Below are 18,739 nucleotides of genomic sequence, written 5' to 3' on the forward strand. Positions count from 1 at the left end.
AAACTCGTGCTACAGTTCATTCAGCCTTTTTTCTTCTTTTCAAAACCAAGCTATCCGCTGGATAATTAGCTTTCAAAGTATCCATTTGAGCTTTTGCCCAGTCGATTAATACTTTCTTTTGTGTTTCACTCAAATTGGCTTCTTTGTGTAAACCCAAATAAGTATAGGAAGCCAAAGGCATTTCTCCATCTTCCACCATTTCGATGGTTTCTTCTAATTTATGGTTTTGTACGGCAATGGGTAATTTAGTAAAAGTAGAAAGGTTTAATTCGTCTTTTCCTTCTTCCACATGATGTGCTAACCACGAAGCCACTGGTTGCACATTTGCATACCACGGATATTCAGTTTTGTTGCTGTGGCAGTCGTTACACGCTACTTTTAGAATGCCGTTTACTTCATCCGTTACCGCATATTTGGTTGAAATACTGTATGTTTGGTCGTCTGAAAGATTCCTTTCTGGGCGAATAAATTGAATTAAAGCTAAGAAAGCTACTAATCCAAGTAATACTTTATTTTTCATTTTCATTCAAGTTAAATAATGATTCTAGGAATAAATAAAAGAATAGGGCAATAGTAATTAAAAATTGCTTAATTGACAACGATAAATATCATGAGCTATTTAATATATAATGAGTAAAAATAATTATCAGTATAATTTTACTTATTAAAGCTTTAAATGTTAATCTATAAACAATTTATACAATGAAACAGAAAGTATTACTCTTAATCCTGATTGGCATTTTAACATCTTTTTCTCCGAAGAAAATAACTTGGGTTGCCATTGGGGATTCCATTACTTATTTGAACGACCATCCTAAAGAAACAGGTAATAGAATTACAAAAGGCTACATGACAGGTGTGGTTGAAAAATTACCTCAATTTGAATACATCAATCAAGGACATAATGGTTGGACATCTGTTCGCATTGCGGAGCAAATAGAAAATCTTGGTCTTATCAAAGCAGACGTGTATTCTATTTTCTTGGGAACGAATGATTGGTGGGGAGGAAAACCTCTCGGCACTTTTGCTGATTATCAAAATAATACAGGAAGCACGACGGTTCATGGTGCTTTTCGTATCATTATTAATAAAATTAGAACATTGAATCCAGAAGCAAAGATTGTTTTAATCACCCCCATGCAAAGAGCTGATTTTGTTTACATAGCCAATCCGAAAAATAATGCTTATGGTTCTTACAGAGAGAAAAAGGGACAACTTTTATCACAATTTGCAGAAGCCATTAAAGCCATAGGCAAATACGAAAATATCAAAGTGGTTGACTTGTACAATCAGAAAAAACTGAAAGTTGAAAAGCTTGTCTATTTCAAACGTCTTAAAGATACCCTCACAGGCGAATACAAAAATTATACTTATCCATCATTTATTGATGTTCATTACAATCCAGCAACAGACGAATATCCATATCCACTAGAATCTATCAATATGACTTATGATGGTTTACATCCTTCCGATAAAGGCTATGAAGTAATTACTAAACAATTAGTAAAAGTGATGAAAAAGTTTTGATTTTTGATTGATTTTCTTTCCATTTCTTTTTGAGAAAAAGATTTATAATTATGATTATGTTAAATAATATAATTAAAAAGTTATCAAAAATAAATACAAAAAAGCTCTTTGAATATTTTAGGATTGATTCCCAAAACATTCAAGGAGCTTTTAATTTCAAATTATAATTGGTGGTTAGGCTTTAAGTTTATTTAACTAAAAACTGCTTAGAAAGTTCATCGTAAATGCCTAGAAATTTGTTCGATTTACCATCTTTTTCAAAGAAAGCTTCCCAAGTACTGAGCGGTTCCCAAATACAAGTGCCTTTTCCTTTGCCATTGGGTAAATTGAAAGCAACCGCATTCACATCGTCTTTTAACTGAGAGTATTCTACTACGATGACGTCTTTGTTATAACGCTGAATAAGATTGCTGAGATTATCTCTTAAATCGTCCGTTGTTCCGTGCCATTTTGGATAATAAGATTCGCCAATTACGTCAAAATGTACGCCTCTTGCCAACATCGCATCAATAAAATTCACGGATTCATGGTTTTGTCCGCCCAAAGCTACGTGTAACATCATGGTTATTGTTGGGTCAACAGATTTTACAGCCGCAGTTCCTGCATTTAGTAATTGTGCTAATTCATCCAAATTTTTCACACTGCCATCTGGCCAAACGATACCATGATTGATTTCGTTGCCAATCTGCACCATATCTGGCATAGTTCCTTGATTTTTCAAAGCTTGCATTACTTGTTGGGTATATTCAAACAAAGATTTTTTCAAATCTGTGAACGCTAAACCAGACCAAGCTTTGGGTTTGTATTGCTTGCCTGGATCTGCCCAAGTATCGCTGTAATGGAAATCAAGCAAGAGTTTTAAACCTGCTTCTTTTACTCTTTTTGCCATTTTTTTGGTTTGCTCCAAATCACAAAAGCCTTTTTGTGGTGAGTATCCATCTACATCGGCAGGATTGTGGAAAATACGTAAACGAACGTAATTGAAACCATGATCTTTCAAAATCTGGATGGCATCTTTTTCAATTCCTTTGTCAGAAAACTTGATGTTTTTTGCTTCTAATTCAGGTAAAAATGAAATGTCTGCCCCTATCATTTTATCGACTGGACGAGCTTTTGCGGCTTCTCCTTTCAATTCATAGCTTTTATCAATCGTAATTTTAGTCGTATTTTCTGGAGCAATCGTCATAATATCTGTTGAACCTGTATAAAGTCCTGCGGCTGTTGCTTCAAATTTTATCAAATCTGGCTTTGTGCCTGCCTGCACAATTACCTGACATTTTCCATTGAATAAAGCTCTTTGCCAAGCACCATCCACACATTTATCGGGTTCGTGGCTACTTGGGTCACCATTGCCAACACCGATAATTTTTGCATCTCCTTTGATTGAAAATTTAATCATATTATCCGCATTGGGTACTTCCCTCCCATCTTTATCTATCACGCTGATATTGATTATACTTACATCATTTCCATCAGCCAAAGTAGTGGTTTTATATGGCGTAACGACTACTTCCACTGGGTTTGAAGTTGTCTCAACTTTTGCCCTTAGTTTTCTACCTTTTTTATAAGCAATGGCTTCTAATTTTCCTGCTTGATAATTTACAGCCCATTGCAAATGTCCGTTTCTTGGCATTTCTTTTTTACCTAAACTTTTGCCATTCAAGAATAACTCTACGTCATCGGCATTGCTGTTTACCCAAACATCAATCGGCTGACCTTCTTTTCCTTGCCAGTTCCAATGCGGACTGATGTGAAGTATATCTTTGTCGGTCCACCAGCTTTGATAATAATAATAGATGTTTTTAGGAAAACCGCAAACGTCCATTACGCCAAAATGAGAATTGACATTTGGCCAACGATAAGGCGTTGGTTCACCACGGTAATCGAAGCCTGTCCAAATAAAACCGCCTAACCAAAAATCATTCGTAGCCGCCAATTTCCACCATTCTTCTGCCGTACTTGCCCACCACGGAGCAGTAATATCTTGGTCTGGCACATAAGCTCTGATAGTATCTTTTTCATAAATTCCTCTGGTCGTTAAAGTACTTCCCATTTCTGTTCCGATAATGGGTTGATTCGGGTGCTCTTTATGATAATCGGCTACGCCAAATTGACGATAATTAAATCCTCTTACAGGAATTACTTCGTTTACGCCATGAAAAACATTGGCTAAATCGGCAGCATAAGTACAAGTACGAGTTGGGTCTAATTGCTTTTGTTTTTCGATGAGCGTCAGAGCGATTCTTTTGCCAAAAGTATTGGTTTGAATGCCTCCTTCTTCATTTCCGATACTCCACATAAAAATTGAGGCATGGTTTCGGTCACGTTTGATAAGGCGTTCAAATTGAGTGATGTATTCTGTACCGCTGTTGAGTAAACGCTGTTCGTCCATTACCAACATTCCCAAACTATCGCAAGCCGCTAATAATTCTGGCGTTGGGGCATTGTGACTGGTTCGGTAAGCATTTGAACCCATATTTTTCAATAAACTGATGCGATAATATTGCAAATAATCAGGTAAAGCACTTCCCAAGCCTGCGTGGTCTTGGTGATTGTTTGTTCCCAGAATTTTCACATATTTCCCATTCAAGAAAACGCCATTACTTTTTACTTCGATGGTTCTGATGCCAAATTTAAAGCTTTGTTTATCAATAATTTGACCATTCGATTTCAGTTCAACCAATACTTTATACAAGTATGGGTCTTCCAAATTCCAAAGTCTTGGATTGTTGACGATAAAACTCTGTTTGGTCGTTTTTTCTTCTAAAGCATTTTGATTTAAAGCCTGTTCAGCAGATTTTCCTACGATTTTTCCAGTCCTATCAAGCAAATACGAAGTAAGAGTATAATTGGCTGAGGCAAAATTTTCATTACTGACAGAAGTTTCAATATTGATTGTCGCTTTATTGTCTTGAATTTTCGCATGAGCAAAAATTCCGTCGGTATTGATGTGCAAATTTGAATATTTATTCAACCAAACGTGACGATAAATGCCTGCACCTTCATAAAACCAACCTTCATACTGCGAAGCATCCGCCCGAACGACAATGACATTTTCACGTTTGAAATTAATAAAATCAGTAATATCGTAAGCGACACCCAAATAACCACTTTTGTTATTTCCTAAGTAAAAACCATTTATCCAAATGTTAGCATCTCTGAAAATTCCATCAAATTGAATTTGGAAACGACTGCCAGAATCAGCTGGAGCTACTTTGAAGTTTTTTCTGTACCAACCCACCGAAGTTTCTGGAAATAAACCGCCCACAGGTTTAAAACCGTGTGCCTCAACATTCAAATCTTCTGATTTTACAAAAGGTAAATCAGCTACCCAATCGTGTGGAAGGTTTACTTTTTCCCATTTTTCATCTTTAAACTTTGGCTCAATCGCAGAATTTTCAGCAATTCCAGACTTTACAAAAGCCTTTGTAATGCTATAATTAAAGTCTTTTTCAGGATTAGAAGTATGTCCAAAATGAAATTTCCAATCTTTATCAAAATTAATTCTTTGCCTATTTGTGATTTGTGAAAACGATAAAACAGAGGACAAGCATAACAGAAAAATTCCTGTTAAAAAGGTACATTTATGATTTTGCATAATTATTTAAAAGTAAGAAATTGTTAAAAAAATTTCCTCTGAGGAATCAGAGGAAATTTAAGTAAACAAGTATTCCGCATACTCATTTACGATTAACAAAAATGATTTTCAACCCAAAAAACATTTTCAATTAAGGCAAGAAAGCATCCATAGCTACCGTCGGTTTTCCCGAATTATCGAACGCTCCTAAAGTATAGCCAACCCAATTATAAGCTTGTGGCTCCCAGTACAATACGCCCAAGCCTTTTTCATTGCTGAGTGATTTGGTTTTGGCAATAATATCGCTGACAAACAATTTACATTCTGCGGCACTGTCCCACGGCATTCCAACTTCTACAATCATTACTTCTTTGTTGTAGCGTGTTATCATGTCGTTCATGTTCGTTAAACATTGCTGATTTACTTTCGCCCAACCGCCTGTCGCATAATCTGGTGCGAAAGTTGGGTACAGTGACATTCCGATTACATCATACTTTGCTCCATTAGTTTTTAGTCCGTCGAACATCCATCTAAACAATTGATTATCATAGCCATTAGAAATATGAACGATTACTTTTGCTGTGGGGAAAACAGCTTTAACAGCATCATAACCAGCATTAATCATTTGGGCAAAATTACTCATATTTGTTGACGCTCTTCCTGTTGGCCAAAGCATTCCATCATTGGTTTCGTTGCCTACTTGTACCCATTCTGGCGTAATGCCATTTTTCTTGAGTTCTGTCAAAACCTCCGTTGTATGTGTTCCAATGGCTGATTTCAAGCCTGCTAAATCCAAATTATTCCAAGCCGCAGGTTTGGTTTGTTTGCCAGGGTCGGCCCAATTATCGCTATAATGAAAATCAATCATGATTCTGAAACCTAAGCTTTTAGCACGTAAAGCTTTCACCACTACATCGGCAGTGTTATTATAAGCAGGCGAAGGATTTACCCAAACTCTCAAACGAATAGAGTTCATGCCCAAAGCCTTCATTAGGGCAAAACACTCTGTTTCTTTACCCGATTTATCGTAGAATTTTCTTCCTGAAGCTTCCATTTCAGTTATCCAACTGATGTCTGCACCTTTCGCAAAGTTTGAAACGGGCGGTTCTACAACAGGTTTTACTACTTCTGGAGTATTGCTACAAGACAATAACAAAAGTGAAAAGGCAATAAAATTGATGATTTTGTTCATATTTATTCGATGGTATAAGTATAATTTCCTGCTTTTAAATCTAAAGTAATGGTACGTGTTCCTGCTAAATTAGCTGGAATAATAATGTTATCGCCATCATATTCCAAACTTAAATCTGATCCAGTATCACCCATATTAATTGCCCAAGCACCGTTGGCTCTGAACTTCAAAGCACCTGCTTTCAAAGTAGTGGTTATTTTCCAAACATTTTTGGTGGCATCGTAAGTCATTTTTACATCATCCGACCAGCCGTTTGCGGTGGCATCACCAATAATTCCCCAAGTAGTTTTGGTGGCACTCCAAGTATTGTTGTTGGTATTTCCTTTCAATAAATAGAAACCGTCTTCGGGTACAAATAAATTCCCGCCTGAGCTACTAAAAGTACCAGTTACATCGCTACCTGTGCTGGTGCTACTTGCCCAGCCATAACTTGTTCCGTTCCAATCTGGCTGACTGGTGTATTTGAACTGACGAGTTCCGCCTACAATATTGACATAACCTTCGTAAATTCCATTTGAATTTCTTGAAGAAATTTTAGGAGCAGTTGCAGGATTCCAACCTTGAAAATCGCCTGCTACCCAAAGTGATGGATAATTAATCACAACTAAATAAGGAGTAACCGATAGCATAACAGTATTTGAATAAATATCAGCCACAGCATCTGAAATATAAGATTTTACTCTTACTTCTAACTGACCTAAATTATTAGGTTTTAGTCCTTGAATGATTGCTAATTGATTGAAATCAGCCGTAGTGTACTTTAATTGTAAAGTATTCCCTAAAGTAATTTCTTTAGGAGTAGCAAAGCTGGTTCCCGCTTTAGCAATTTGTAAAGTATAACGTACAGCAGCTTGAAATCCATAATTTGAACGATTCCAAGAAAATGCAACTGTTGAATCATTCGCACTCAATGCTGTAAGTACATAGCTCGTTTTAGAAGCACTTAGCACTGGAGATTCGCCTTGATTGCTCATTACAGTTTTGATTTCGTTGTTTTCACAAGAAAAAATACCCATGCTCAAGAGGCACAATGAAAGTATTTTAAATATATTTTTCATGATAGTATATGATTGCTTTAATCGTTGTTCTATACATTTTTAAATCGATAGCCATTCTCAAAGTTCATGTAACTGTTGTGATTCCTAAATTTCCCCTCTCAAAATAGAAAGGGGAATAGTGGTTAGGAGACTCATTACAGTCTGGACATTAATATATATTTAACTTTGAGAGTCAACTAGATGTGTAATTAATACCCCTGATTCTGTACCAAATTTGGATTTGATGATAAATCATTTGAAGGTATCGGGAAAAGATTATACTTGTCTTCCACGGCTCTACCATTGGCAACTCCGCCTTTCCAAACCCACAAGTACGCACTGGTCGTGAATTTTTTAAAGCGAATCAAATCCGTTCTGCGATGAGCTTCGTAGTATAATTCTCTTCCTCTTTCTGCCAAAATAAAATCAAGTGTCAGTTGCGAAGCGGTAATATTGCCAGTCGTTTTTCCGCCGTAAGCTCTGGTTCTCAATTGGTTGATATAAGTAAGAGCAGTAGCCAAATCGCCACCTGTTCCACCTCTTAGCACAGCTTCGGCATAAATCAAATTGATTTCTCCCAATCTGAACAAAGGAAAATCTATGTCCGTCCAGTTGCCAGATGGGTCAGCATTAGGTGCTTTTGCACCTGTGCGGGTTTTATTTCTATATTTTGTTGAAGAATAACCGTCTGTTCCTGTGTATAAATCTGCCATCAAACGATTTTGCCCTACGGTATAAAACATCGCTCTTTGGTCGGTATTGCCAGATTCATCACTGAATAAATCCACAAAATTGTTGGTATGACGCAAACCGCCCCAGTTACCACTCGTTCCAGAAATATCTCCCGGCACTGCGGCAGGCCCGTGAGTTAAATAAGTAGTGCCGCCCCAGTTTTGCGTATGTGTAGCATCGTAAGCAATCATAAAAATATTTTCAGTGGTATTCAAATGATTGTCTGCCAAAGTCAATTCACGATAGTTGGGATGCAGTGAAAAAGATGCTGATTTTATTTTATTGGCATAAGTAATGGCTTCTGTATATTTTGCCGTTCCCGTGTAAACCTCGGCATTCAAATACAAACGAGCCAACAATGCCCAAGCGGCTGGTTTTTCGGCACGTGGGTACTCATTTTGCCCTTTTGCCAATAAATCATTTTCAATCGCTTTTAATTCTGTTTCGATATAAGTAAACAATTCTTTACGCTGAATTTGTTTTGGCAAAGTTGCTCCGATAGCATCGTTTTCAGTAACAAATGGCGGATTTCCGAATAAATCCATCAAAACCCAATATTGATAGGCACGAATAAATCTTGCTTCTGCACGGTACTTTCTGATGTTTTCGGCATCTGCTCCCGAAATCCCTCTTTTGCTTAGATTTTCGTCAGACGACTGGCGAATGAAGTCATTACAAAGCGTAATTTGGAAAAAGGCACGATAATAAATTCCGTTGATAATCGGATTCACCGCCGACCAGCTCATTTCTTTTAAACCTTTTACGCCTGCATCATTTTGCCAAGTCCAAGCGGCTTCGTCAGTAGTTAATTCTTGTAAATTCCAGTATAATCTCAAGAAATCTGAGTTCCCTTCATCTGAAATAATTTGTGAAGGAATATCTGGACTTCCCGTTCCGCCCGTATTTCCCGTCAGGGCGAAAGCGGAATATACTTTTGCCAAAGCTTGTTTGTAGCCCAGTGGCGTTTTATACACTGTTTCGGCAGTAATATCATTGGTTGGTAACAAATCCAATTTATCAGTACAAGCGTTTGTCATCAAGACGATTACACTTGCTACGGCTATTTTTATATAGTTTAATTTCATTTTTCTTGTTGAATTTTTATTAAAAATCAAGATTCAATCCTAAAGCAATGGTACGTGGACGTGGATACACATTATTGTCAATTCCCGAAGCTACTTCTGGGTCTAAACCTTTGTATTTTGTAATCACAAAAACATTCTGAACGCTTGCATTGATGCGTAAATTGGCATTGCTGTTTTTCAAGAATTTGCCCAAATCATAACTTAGGTTGGCATTATCCATTCTTAGGAACGAAGCATTTTGAATATAATAATCGCTCAATAATTGTTGACTATTGCCTTTGAATTGCGTTTCTAAATAATTACTTGAAGCATTGTAAAGGACGTTATTTCCCAAAATTTGATTTAATACTCCACTTTGACTAAAGTTATTGTTATACACATAGTTGTCGAACGAAGCACGCATTACAAAACCTAAATTCCATTTCTTATAATTCACCGAGTTGCTCAAGCCCAAGAATACTTTGGGTACAGAACTTTTGCCTTTGTAAAGGTCATCTTGATTGATGATGCCATCGCCATTTTGGTCAACAAAAACACCTTCAACGGGTTTTCCTGCTTCATTATATACTTGTTGGTACAAATTGAAAGTATTTCTACTGAACCCTACGGCATTGATAAAGGCAAACTGTCCGCCTACACCGCCAGCAATTCCACCAGAAGGGAAGCCTGGATAATTTTTATCTTGAGGAATTACCGTTAAGTTGGTAATCGTATTTTTATTATAAGTAGCGTTGAAATCTAAGTTCCAAGTCAAATTATTCGTTCTGATAATTTGCGTTCCGATGTTAAATTCAACCCCTTTGTTTTCCATTGAGCCAACATTTGCCACAATAAAAGCCGAGAAATTCGCACCAGCAGGCTGTGGAATGTTGTTCAATAAATCCTTAGTATTTTTTACATAAAAATCAATGCTACCTTTTACTCGGTTATCAAATAAACCATAGTCTAAAGCAATATTTTTTGAAGCTGTTTCTTCCCATTTACGATTGCTGTAAAAACCGCCCGGACGATAACCTTGATAATAAGTATCTCCAAATGGATAAGTCGCATTTGCCGCACTCAAAGCAAAATAAGAGTAATAATCATAGTTTCCGATACCATCTTGCTGACCCGTAACGCCATAACTTGTACGAAGTTTAAGGGCTGAAATCACTTTACTACTTGCCAAGAAAGCTTCGTCTTTGATGTTCCAAGCCAAAGCGATTGAAGGGAAAAGTCCCCATCTGTTGGCAGGTGCAAAGCGTGAAGAACCATCACGACGAAGCGTTGCCGTTAAAAAGTAGCGGTCATTCAAAGAATAATTCGCACGACCGAAGAAGGAAATTAAAGTATTTTCAGGCTTATCGAATGGAAAAGCGGGGTCAGTATTAGGGTACTTCACACCCGCTGCATTGTAACTTGCGTAATTATAATTAGTGGTTTGGTAATTATTAAACGAGTAGCCAGCCATTACATCAAATTTACTTTTGATGGCTTTCAATTCTTTGGCATAGTTCAAGTAAAATTCTAAAAGTGTATTTTGTTTTGTTTGTTTATAAGTATTGTTTGTACCTCCAACGCCACCTGCTACATAACCAATGGCTGCACTGTCTGAGACATATACCGTTCCTGCTCCTTTTGCAACATCATAACCAATGTTCAAATTGGCTCTTAGTTCTGGCAAGAAATGGAATTTATAATCAAACTGAATATTGCCGATACTTCTTTGTGGCGTACTTTCATCAAAACGTTGTTCTAATTGTCCCAATGGATTTCTTCCTGCCAAATTCATTAAACCTGTGGCACTGGTTTTATCCAACCATTCATAGTAACCGCCAAATCTCTGTGGATTTTCTGTAGCGTAAACGGGTTGAGTTGGGTCGAAACTAATGGCAGAACCGATTGCACCCAAAGCTGCAAATCTTGCCTTTTGCATACTTCCTTTCAAGCTAATATCTACTTTTAAGTGATTATCAAAAAAAGTAGGATTCAAAGCAATGGACAAAGAGGTTCTTTGTAATTTATCCGTTTTCAAAACTCCCGTTTGGTCCTGAAATCCTAATGAAATTCTGTATGGCAATTTTGCTACTTCTCCGCCCAAACTTAGGTTATTGTCGGTCATAAATGCGGTTTGGTAAATTACATCTTGCCAATTGGTATTAGCTTTGCCAAGCATCATTTTTTGGACCGCCGTTCCTTTTTCGTTCACAATGGCACGAAATTCATCGGCACTCAAAACACTTACTTGTTTGGTAATACTTGAGGTAGAATTTGTCGAAGAAAAATTCACTCGCATTGCTCCACTTTTTCCTTTTTTTGTCGTGATGATAATTACACCGTTTGAAGCTCTTGTTCCATAAATCGCTGCTGCCGAAGCATCTTTCAACACCGTGAAAGTTTCAATATCGTTTGGATTGATAAAACTTAATGGATTCGATGCTCCAGAGATGCCACCTTCACCTTCTAAAGGCACGCCATCAATCACAAACAAAGGATTATTACTGGCACTCAACGACGAACCGCCACGAATACGAATGGTACTTCCTGCTCCGGGCTGACCGCTGTTTGAAATAATAGAAACACCCGGCACTTTACCAGCTATCAATTGTTCAGGCGTAGTGATTGCCCCCGTCTGAAAATCTTTTGCATTAATGGTCGTAACTGCTCCCGTCAAGTCTTTTTTACGAGACGTTCCATAACCAACCACTACTACTTCGTCTAAAGCTGTATTATTTACTGCCAATACAATATTCATTGTGGTAGCAGTACTTACTGGCACTTCTAATTTAGTATAACCAATAGAACTAATCACTAAAATATCGCCTGTTGTAGCCTTTATTTTAAATTCTCCTTTAGCATCGCTAATGGCTGCCGTCTTCTTATTTTTCACCGTGATACTTACTCCAGGAATACTCGATTCTGCCGAATCTACTACCTTTCCTGTTATCACCCTGTCTTGTGCATTGGCATTTAGATTGCTTAAAATACTAATGACTATCAAGACATAGTACAATAATTTTTTTCTCATCTCCATTCTTATTATAAATAAAATACTATTAATTATTTTAAAAGTCAAAATTAGAGAGGATTTTTTGCTCAGATTTATCTCAGCAATCATAATTTTGGTGCTATTGTTCTAATTTTGGGAAATGAACGATTCAACACAAAAAATGATTTATTTTAGATGAAGTATCAGTACTGAATAGTGAATGGCATTTGTGAATTTGAAATCCCAAGACAATCCCGCACTTATACTCAATCATTTTTCTTTAAAATTCAAAACTCAACATTCACATTTCAGCATTCTTATTTAATGTTCCCAATCAAGCCAATTACTTTTCTTCTTCGTTTTACTTTCCTATACTTTTGTTTAGGTGGCATTACTTTTGCACAAATTCCGAACTTAAAATTCAAACATATTACCAACGAACAGGGGCTTTCAAACAGCACTATCGAAAGTATTTATCAGGATAGTCGTGGCTTTATTTGGTTTGGTACAAGGGACGGTTTGAACCGCTACGACGGCAACGAAATGGTCGTTTTTAAGAATGACCCTAAGGACGAAAACAGTATCAGCGATAATTATATCACTTACATTCAAGAAGACAAAAACAGCAATTTGTGGATTGGAACAATCAACGGACTCAACCGTTTTGATGAGCGAAAAAACACTTTTACTCGCTTCAATCATACTGCCAAAAAAGCCAAAAGTATTAGCGATAATTATATTACCTGTATCAAAAATGACAGTAAAAATCGTCTGTGGATTTGTACACGCAATGGCATAAATCTTTTGCAGGAAGACCAAAGTTTTGTTACTTTTCAACACCAAAAATCATCAAGTAATACACTTTCCAATAATCGTGTGAATTATTTTTTTGAAGACAGTAATCATAATTTTTGGGTTGGAACAGAAAGTGGAATTCAGCTTTTTGAAATAGCAAGTGGTACTTTCAGAGAAATTGAAGCCTTCAAAAATCTTCCTTTTTCGTTAAAATCTTATGCTGTCAATTGTATCAATGAAGACCGACAAGGCAATCTTTTAATCGGTACAAATGGTAATGGTTTGATTATTTACAATCATCAACTCAATACCATTAAACAGTACAGTCACCAAGAAACCGTGGCGAAATCGCTTGGAAATAATTTAGTAAAAATGATTTTGGTAGATGCCAAAAAGAATATTTGGGTTGGCTGTATTAATGGTGGGCTCAATCTTTTCGACCCAGTTTCGGGTATTTTCTTTAATTATCAATACAGACCCGACGAGCCAAAAAGTCTTTCACAAAGAACTGTTTCGGCTTTGTTTGAAGACAATCAGGGTAATCTTTGGGTTGGTACGCACCGTGGCGGAATCAATTTGTATATGCCACAAACTGAAAAGTTTACGCTTTACCGACAAGAACCCAACCTAAACAGTTTGAGCTACAACGATGTAAAAGCCTTTTGTGAAGACAGTTTCGGCAATATTTGGATTGGCACTGATGGCGGCGGACTGAATTTATTCAACCGAAAAAACAATTCCTTCAAACATTTCAAGTACAGTCCTTTCAATAAAAATTCCATTGGCTCAAACGAAGTATTAGACATTCACGAAGACAAAAAAGGCAATTTATGGATAGCCACTTGGGGCGGTGGCTTGAGTTTGCACAACCGTTCAAGCAATACTTTTACTCGTTTTTTGAATAATCCTGCCGACAAAAATAGCGTCAGTTCCAATTACATTCAGCAAATTTTTGAAGACAGTCACCAAAACCTTTGGATAGCAACCTACTTTGGCGGTTTGAACCTGCTGAATACCGAAACAAAACGATTTACTCGTTTGGTGTATGGGAAAAATAATCGCTCGCAACTGTTCGGAAATAATATTATTGCCATCAACGAAGATAAAAAAGGCAATATTTGGATAGGCACAGACGACGGCGGATTGAATCGCTACAATATTGCAACGCAAACTTTTACGCATTACTTCAATAACGAGAGTAAAAAACCAGATTTGAGAATCATTTTTATCGACAAAAAAGGCAGGGTTTGGGTTGGGCAAAAAGGATTATACTTATTCGATGAAGGCGAAAATACTTTTAAAATTTTCAGTGAAAAGGCAAATCTTGATACCGAATTTATCAAAGGAATGGTTGAAGATGCCGAAGGAAATTTTTGGATTGCTACTTCAAACGGCATTACTAAAATCAATCCTGAAACAAAACTTGCCAAAAAATATAATACCGTTGACGGTCTGCAAGGACTTGAATTTGAAGCAAATGCCTTTTTAATGACCAAAGATGGAGAAATATTTTTTGGGGGTGTAAATGGTTTTAATACTTTCTATCCGCAAAAAATAACGACAAATACTTTTACTCCACCCGTTTATATTACTGATTTTCAGATTTTTAATAAAAAAGTAGCCATTAGCGACGATACTCCATTGAATGAAGACATCAGCTTTGCCAAAGCTATCGACCTTTCTTACAAAGAATCTACTTTTTCGTTTGGCTTTGCCGCATTGAATTATACCGCATCTGAAAACAATCAATATGCTTATAAATTAGAAAATTGGGATAAAGATTGGATTTACGTGAGCAAAGAAAAAAAGGCATCTTACACGAATGTGAGTCCGGGAGATTATACTTTTCAAATCAAGGCAAGTAATAATGATGGCATTTGGAATGAAAAAATTTATCAGCTTGCATTACACATTTCGCCACCGTTTTGGGCAACTTGGTGGTTTCGGGCTTTAACGGTTATTACTATTATAAGTGGTATTGTGGCTTTTTACAATTTCAAAAGAAGATTAGAAATTCAGCAATTAGAAGAGCAGAAAAAAGAAGAAATTCACCAAGAACAGTTGCAGTTTTTCACCAATATTTCGCATGAATTTCGCACGCCTTTGTCGCTGATTTTAGGGCCTTTAGAAAAACTAAAAAAGGAATTTCCCAATTCGCCTGCACATCCATATTATGATTTGATGTACCGAAATGCCAACCGTTTGATTGGACTTATCAATGAATTAATGGATTTCAGAAAAGTAGAATCAGGCGTATTGAAACTGAATGTAATGCAAGGAAATATCAATACTTTCTTGAAAGAAATTTCGGATGAATTCGCAGATTTGGCACAAGAAAAAAAAATTACTTTTGAAGTACTCCAAGACAATCAATTGACTGAAACTTGGTTCGATCGACAGATTTTAGAAAAAATCATCATCAATTTATTAAGTAATGCTTTCAAGTACATTGATAATGGGAAACACGTTATTTTACAAGTACTGGATTCACTCGAAAACTATCAAGCACAATTTAGCAATGAATTAAAGATTTTGAATGAATACCAAGGTACTCATTATTTATACATCAGAGTTGCCGACGATGGTATCGGGATTTCTAAAGAATCTATCAGCAATTTATTTGAGCGATATTACAAAACCACCGAAACACATTTGGGTTCGGGCATTGGTTTGGCATTTGTAAAAAGCCTGACAAATCTGCACAAAGGCAGTATTTGGGTGTATAGCGAAAAAGATAAAGGCACGGAAATTATCATTGGTATTCCTTGTAAAAGGGAAGATTATGCCGAAAAAGAATTATGGATTAAAAACAAAGAAGTGTTGGTGAAACTTGAAAGTATTTCCACAAAATATGATGTGGCTTTAAATCTTGGCGAAGAAGTTTCTGTAAAAGTTAGAGAAAAAGTATCGGAAGAATTAGCCAAACCAACGATTTTACTGGTAGATGATAATGATGAATTAAGAACCTTTTTAAAAGAGACTTTGCGTAAAAATTATAAAATCATAGAAGCCCTCAACGGACAATTGGGCTATGAAATGGCAAAGGAAACTTTTCCAGACTTGATTATCAGCGATGTAATGATGCCCGTAATGAATGGTAATATTTTTTGTAAAAAAGTAAAGGAAGACGATGAAATTAGTCATATTCCTTTTTTGATGCTAACGGCAAAAGATGGGACTGAATCAAAAATTGAGGGTGTAGAATCTGGAGCGGATTTTTACTTCTCAAAACCTATCAGCATTGAATTATTGGAATTGACGATTAAAAATATCTTTATTCAAAAACAAAAACTCAAAGAAAAGTATGGAAACGACCAGTTGACAGAAGTAGTGGAATTAGCTCATTCACAGAAAGATAAAGCTTTTTTGATGGAATTGATTGGGATGATTGAAGCTCATTTAAGCAACCCCGAAATGAATATTGATTATATCTGCTCGCAAATGGGCATGAGCCGCACGAAACTATATACCAAAGTAAAAGAATTGACAGGACAAGCCATCGGTGATTTTATCCGAACCATTCGTTTGAAAAAAGCCGTTCAATTAATGACCCAAGAAAATATGGCTATTGCCGAAGTAATGTACAACGTAGGCATCCAAACGCAATCGTACTTTACGAAGGCTTTCAAAAATGAATTTGGCAAAACGCCGATGCAGTTTTTGAAGGATTTGAAGAAATAGTTTTTGCGAGAACGATTGGATTTGCTCAACCAATAATAAAGAGAAATCTAATCGTTCTCATGTATATACCTACTCATCGGCTACCTCCTTTCTAATTACACCTACTTCACTACCAAAAAGGTCTAAAATTTGGTTTACTTTATCAAGCCTTAAACTTGCTTTTCCTTGTTCTACATCACGAACAAAGCGAAGCCCAACGCTAGCTTTTTCAGCAAGGTCGATTTGCATTAAGCCAAATTTCTTACGCTTTTCTTTAATATATGAAGCTATCTTCATAAAATTATACCCTAAAAGGTATAATTGCCGTTGATTTCTTACAATTATACCTTTTAGGGTATAAAAAATTAACTAATCGTCATTCTATGCTCAAAAGGTGTAGTGCCTGTCAGGTACACAAATATTCCATCCATTTTTAAACTACCAAAATGCGAACTGTACATTTCACCTTCTAAGCCTTTAATTTTTGAATGTTTCTTGATTCCACTTCCAAAATCAATGCTGTCTTTTCCAAAACGATAGCTTGCTGTTTCTCCTTCAAAAAAGTAATTATTGGGTGAATTTTCAATTTCTTTTACGCCTGTTAATTGTCCTCCTTCTTTGAAACATAATTCAATTGTGACAGATACACCTTCGCTTCCTTTTGAAGTAAATGTCAACTCATGTAGTCCATTTTTCTCTTCAATACTAATTGAAGTATCAATGGTTTTAATGTTACTTTTCGGACGATTTGCAAAATCCATTTTATTCCAAAATCTACCATCAGTACTTGGTGCATGTTTATAATCACCATTTGCTTTTTTAAATTGCTTTGGTAAAGGTTGATAATAAGGTGCTTCTATGCTTTGATGCAGTATATACTTGCCATCTTTGTAGGTAATTCCTTTACTTCTGAAATAGCCTGTACTGAAAAAATCTGTAGAAAAACGCATATATTTTAAGATGGCTTCACCTTTCCTAAAAGTAAAAAAAGTAGGATTTGTTGACCTTCCAGAAGCAATTACTACAGGGAAATCTGCTCCTCCAAAAATTGTACTTGTTGTGTCGTTACGGCGAATTCTTACCAAATTTGTCGTTTTAAAGAATTTCTCAAAATGTACTGATGGATTTTGTACAGCAGGAAGTGGCTTTAAATACAGGGGTTCTTCCAAACAATATGGCAACAAATCGACCAAGATTTTTTCATCAAACCCTTTAACATTTTCGATAAACTTAGTTATGGCTGCAAATTCAGCATTATTATCATGAATGGCCAAGTAACGATAATCATGATAGAAAGGCAAAGCATTAACCGTCATGAATTGGTCTTGTCGTCTTGAATCGTTCGTCACCAAATCACCATTCGCTTCCATGTAAAAATAGGTTAAATGAAGATTTTTACGAACAGACGTTAATAATGCTGGTCGTTTCAATAAACGAGCAATCGTAATCAAGCACCTATCAGTTACTTCTGAATAAATCATACTTCGTTCCAAGAAGTGTCCGTCGCCATCAATATAAATATTTTCAGAAAGCCACTCATCAATACGAGCAACGTAGGCTTTATTTGGGAATAGAGCATTAATCTGAGCCAACGCAGCCGACACTACCCAACGATGGTTTGGCGTATGAATTCCACCTACTCTCAAAGACTCTCCAGCTTTTAAAATAAACTCTTTCAGCAAAGAAAGTAATTCTGATAAAGCGGGCGAGGCATTCTGTTTTAAAAGAGTCGTTGCAATACAAAGAGGGTCTAAAATAAACGCTGTATCAGGCGGAGACGCTAAATTCCCCAAATTAAGCGTACCATCTTCTTGTTGTGCTTTCTTGAGGAAACGAATAATTTTGGTCATTGCTACAACCAACTCCCTTTTTTGATAATAGTCTGATTTTACTTCACAATAAGCTGCTGCCAAATTGGATAAATCAAAGCCTAAACGTCTTTTAATTTCTGTAATATCTGTTGAAAATACCGTTAACAATCTAGCTACTTCTTTATTATTAGCTCGAACGATTTGTTGATAAAAATTTTCTTCCGAAGTATTGATATATTGAGCATGACCAATCATTGGTGATAAAAGTGCCAACGTTCCCAAGCCAAAGCATTGTTGCAAAAAGGATTTTCTTGTAATATTTTCCATTATTATGAAGTAAAATGAATGATTTGTT

General features: G+C 36.3%; 10 protein-coding genes. 2 read left to right on the forward strand and 8 right to left on the reverse strand.

Annotated features, from left to right (window positions below; genetic code table 11):
• Positions 1-16: 16 nt before the first annotated feature.
• Positions 17-520, reverse strand: a complete 504-nt coding sequence (locus HNP25_RS06850) for a heme-binding domain-containing protein (RefSeq protein WP_184132354.1) — start codon at positions 518-520, stop codon at positions 17-19.
• 182 nt (positions 521-702) lie between these two features.
• Between HNP25_RS06850 and HNP25_RS06855 the strand changes: the two genes are divergently transcribed.
• Entirely contained in the window at positions 703-1,527 is an 825-nt protein-coding gene (locus tag HNP25_RS06855) for an SGNH/GDSL hydrolase family protein (protein WP_184132357.1), read from the forward strand.
• Between the two features lie 187 nt (positions 1,528-1,714).
• Here the strand turns inward: HNP25_RS06855 and galA are convergent, their stop codons facing one another.
• The 5 genes from galA to HNP25_RS06880 all read right to left on the reverse strand — a co-directional run bounded on the left by galA (position 1,715) and on the right by HNP25_RS06880 (position 12,157).
• Complete coding sequence (galA, locus tag HNP25_RS06860; RefSeq protein ID WP_184132360.1) at positions 1,715-5,125, reverse strand: beta-galactosidase GalA; 3,411 nt, start codon at positions 5,123-5,125, stop codon at positions 1,715-1,717.
• Positions 5,126-5,255: 130 nt separating this feature from the next.
• On the reverse strand, positions 5,256-6,296 hold the full coding sequence (locus tag HNP25_RS06865) for a glycoside hydrolase family 53 protein (RefSeq protein ID WP_184132364.1): 1,041 nt from the start codon (positions 6,294-6,296) through the stop codon (positions 5,256-5,258).
• Positions 6,297-6,298: 2 nt separating this feature from the next.
• A complete protein-coding gene (locus HNP25_RS06870) occupies positions 6,299-7,354 on the reverse strand; it encodes a SusE domain-containing protein (RefSeq protein WP_184132367.1) in 1,056 nt (351 codons plus the stop codon).
• A gap of 188 nt (positions 7,355-7,542) precedes the next feature.
• Positions 7,543-9,150, reverse strand: a complete 1,608-nt coding sequence (locus tag HNP25_RS06875; protein ID WP_184132370.1) for a RagB/SusD family nutrient uptake outer membrane protein — start codon at positions 9,148-9,150, stop codon at positions 7,543-7,545.
• Between the two features lie 19 nt (positions 9,151-9,169).
• Entirely contained in the window at positions 9,170-12,157 is a 2,988-nt protein-coding gene (locus tag HNP25_RS06880) for a SusC/RagA family TonB-linked outer membrane protein (RefSeq protein ID WP_184132373.1), read from the reverse strand.
• 285 nt (positions 12,158-12,442) lie between these two features.
• On the opposite strand from HNP25_RS06880, the gene HNP25_RS06885 reads away from it, so the two are divergent.
• Entirely contained in the window at positions 12,443-16,594 is a 4,152-nt protein-coding gene (locus tag HNP25_RS06885) for a hybrid sensor histidine kinase/response regulator transcription factor (protein ID WP_184132376.1), read from the forward strand.
• Between the two features lie 69 nt (positions 16,595-16,663).
• On the opposite strand, the gene HNP25_RS06890 is transcribed toward HNP25_RS06885, so the two are convergent.
• Together HNP25_RS06890 and HNP25_RS06895 are read right to left on the reverse strand one after the other, a co-directional pair.
• Positions 16,664-16,870 carry a helix-turn-helix transcriptional regulator gene (locus HNP25_RS06890; protein WP_184132379.1) on the reverse strand — a complete coding sequence of 69 codons (207 nt, stop codon included), beginning with the start codon at positions 16,868-16,870 and terminating at the stop codon, positions 16,664-16,666.
• A 68-nt stretch (positions 16,871-16,938) separates the two neighbouring features.
• Positions 16,939-18,711, reverse strand: coding sequence for a hypothetical protein (locus HNP25_RS06895; RefSeq protein ID WP_184132383.1), 1,773 nt, complete (start codon positions 18,709-18,711; stop codon positions 16,939-16,941).
• Positions 18,712-18,739: the final 28 nt, after the last annotated feature.

Origin of the sequence: Arcicella rosea, assembly GCF_014204325.1 — a bacterium.
Classification (GTDB): Bacteria; Bacteroidota; Bacteroidia; order Cytophagales; family Spirosomataceae; genus Arcicella; species Arcicella rosea_A.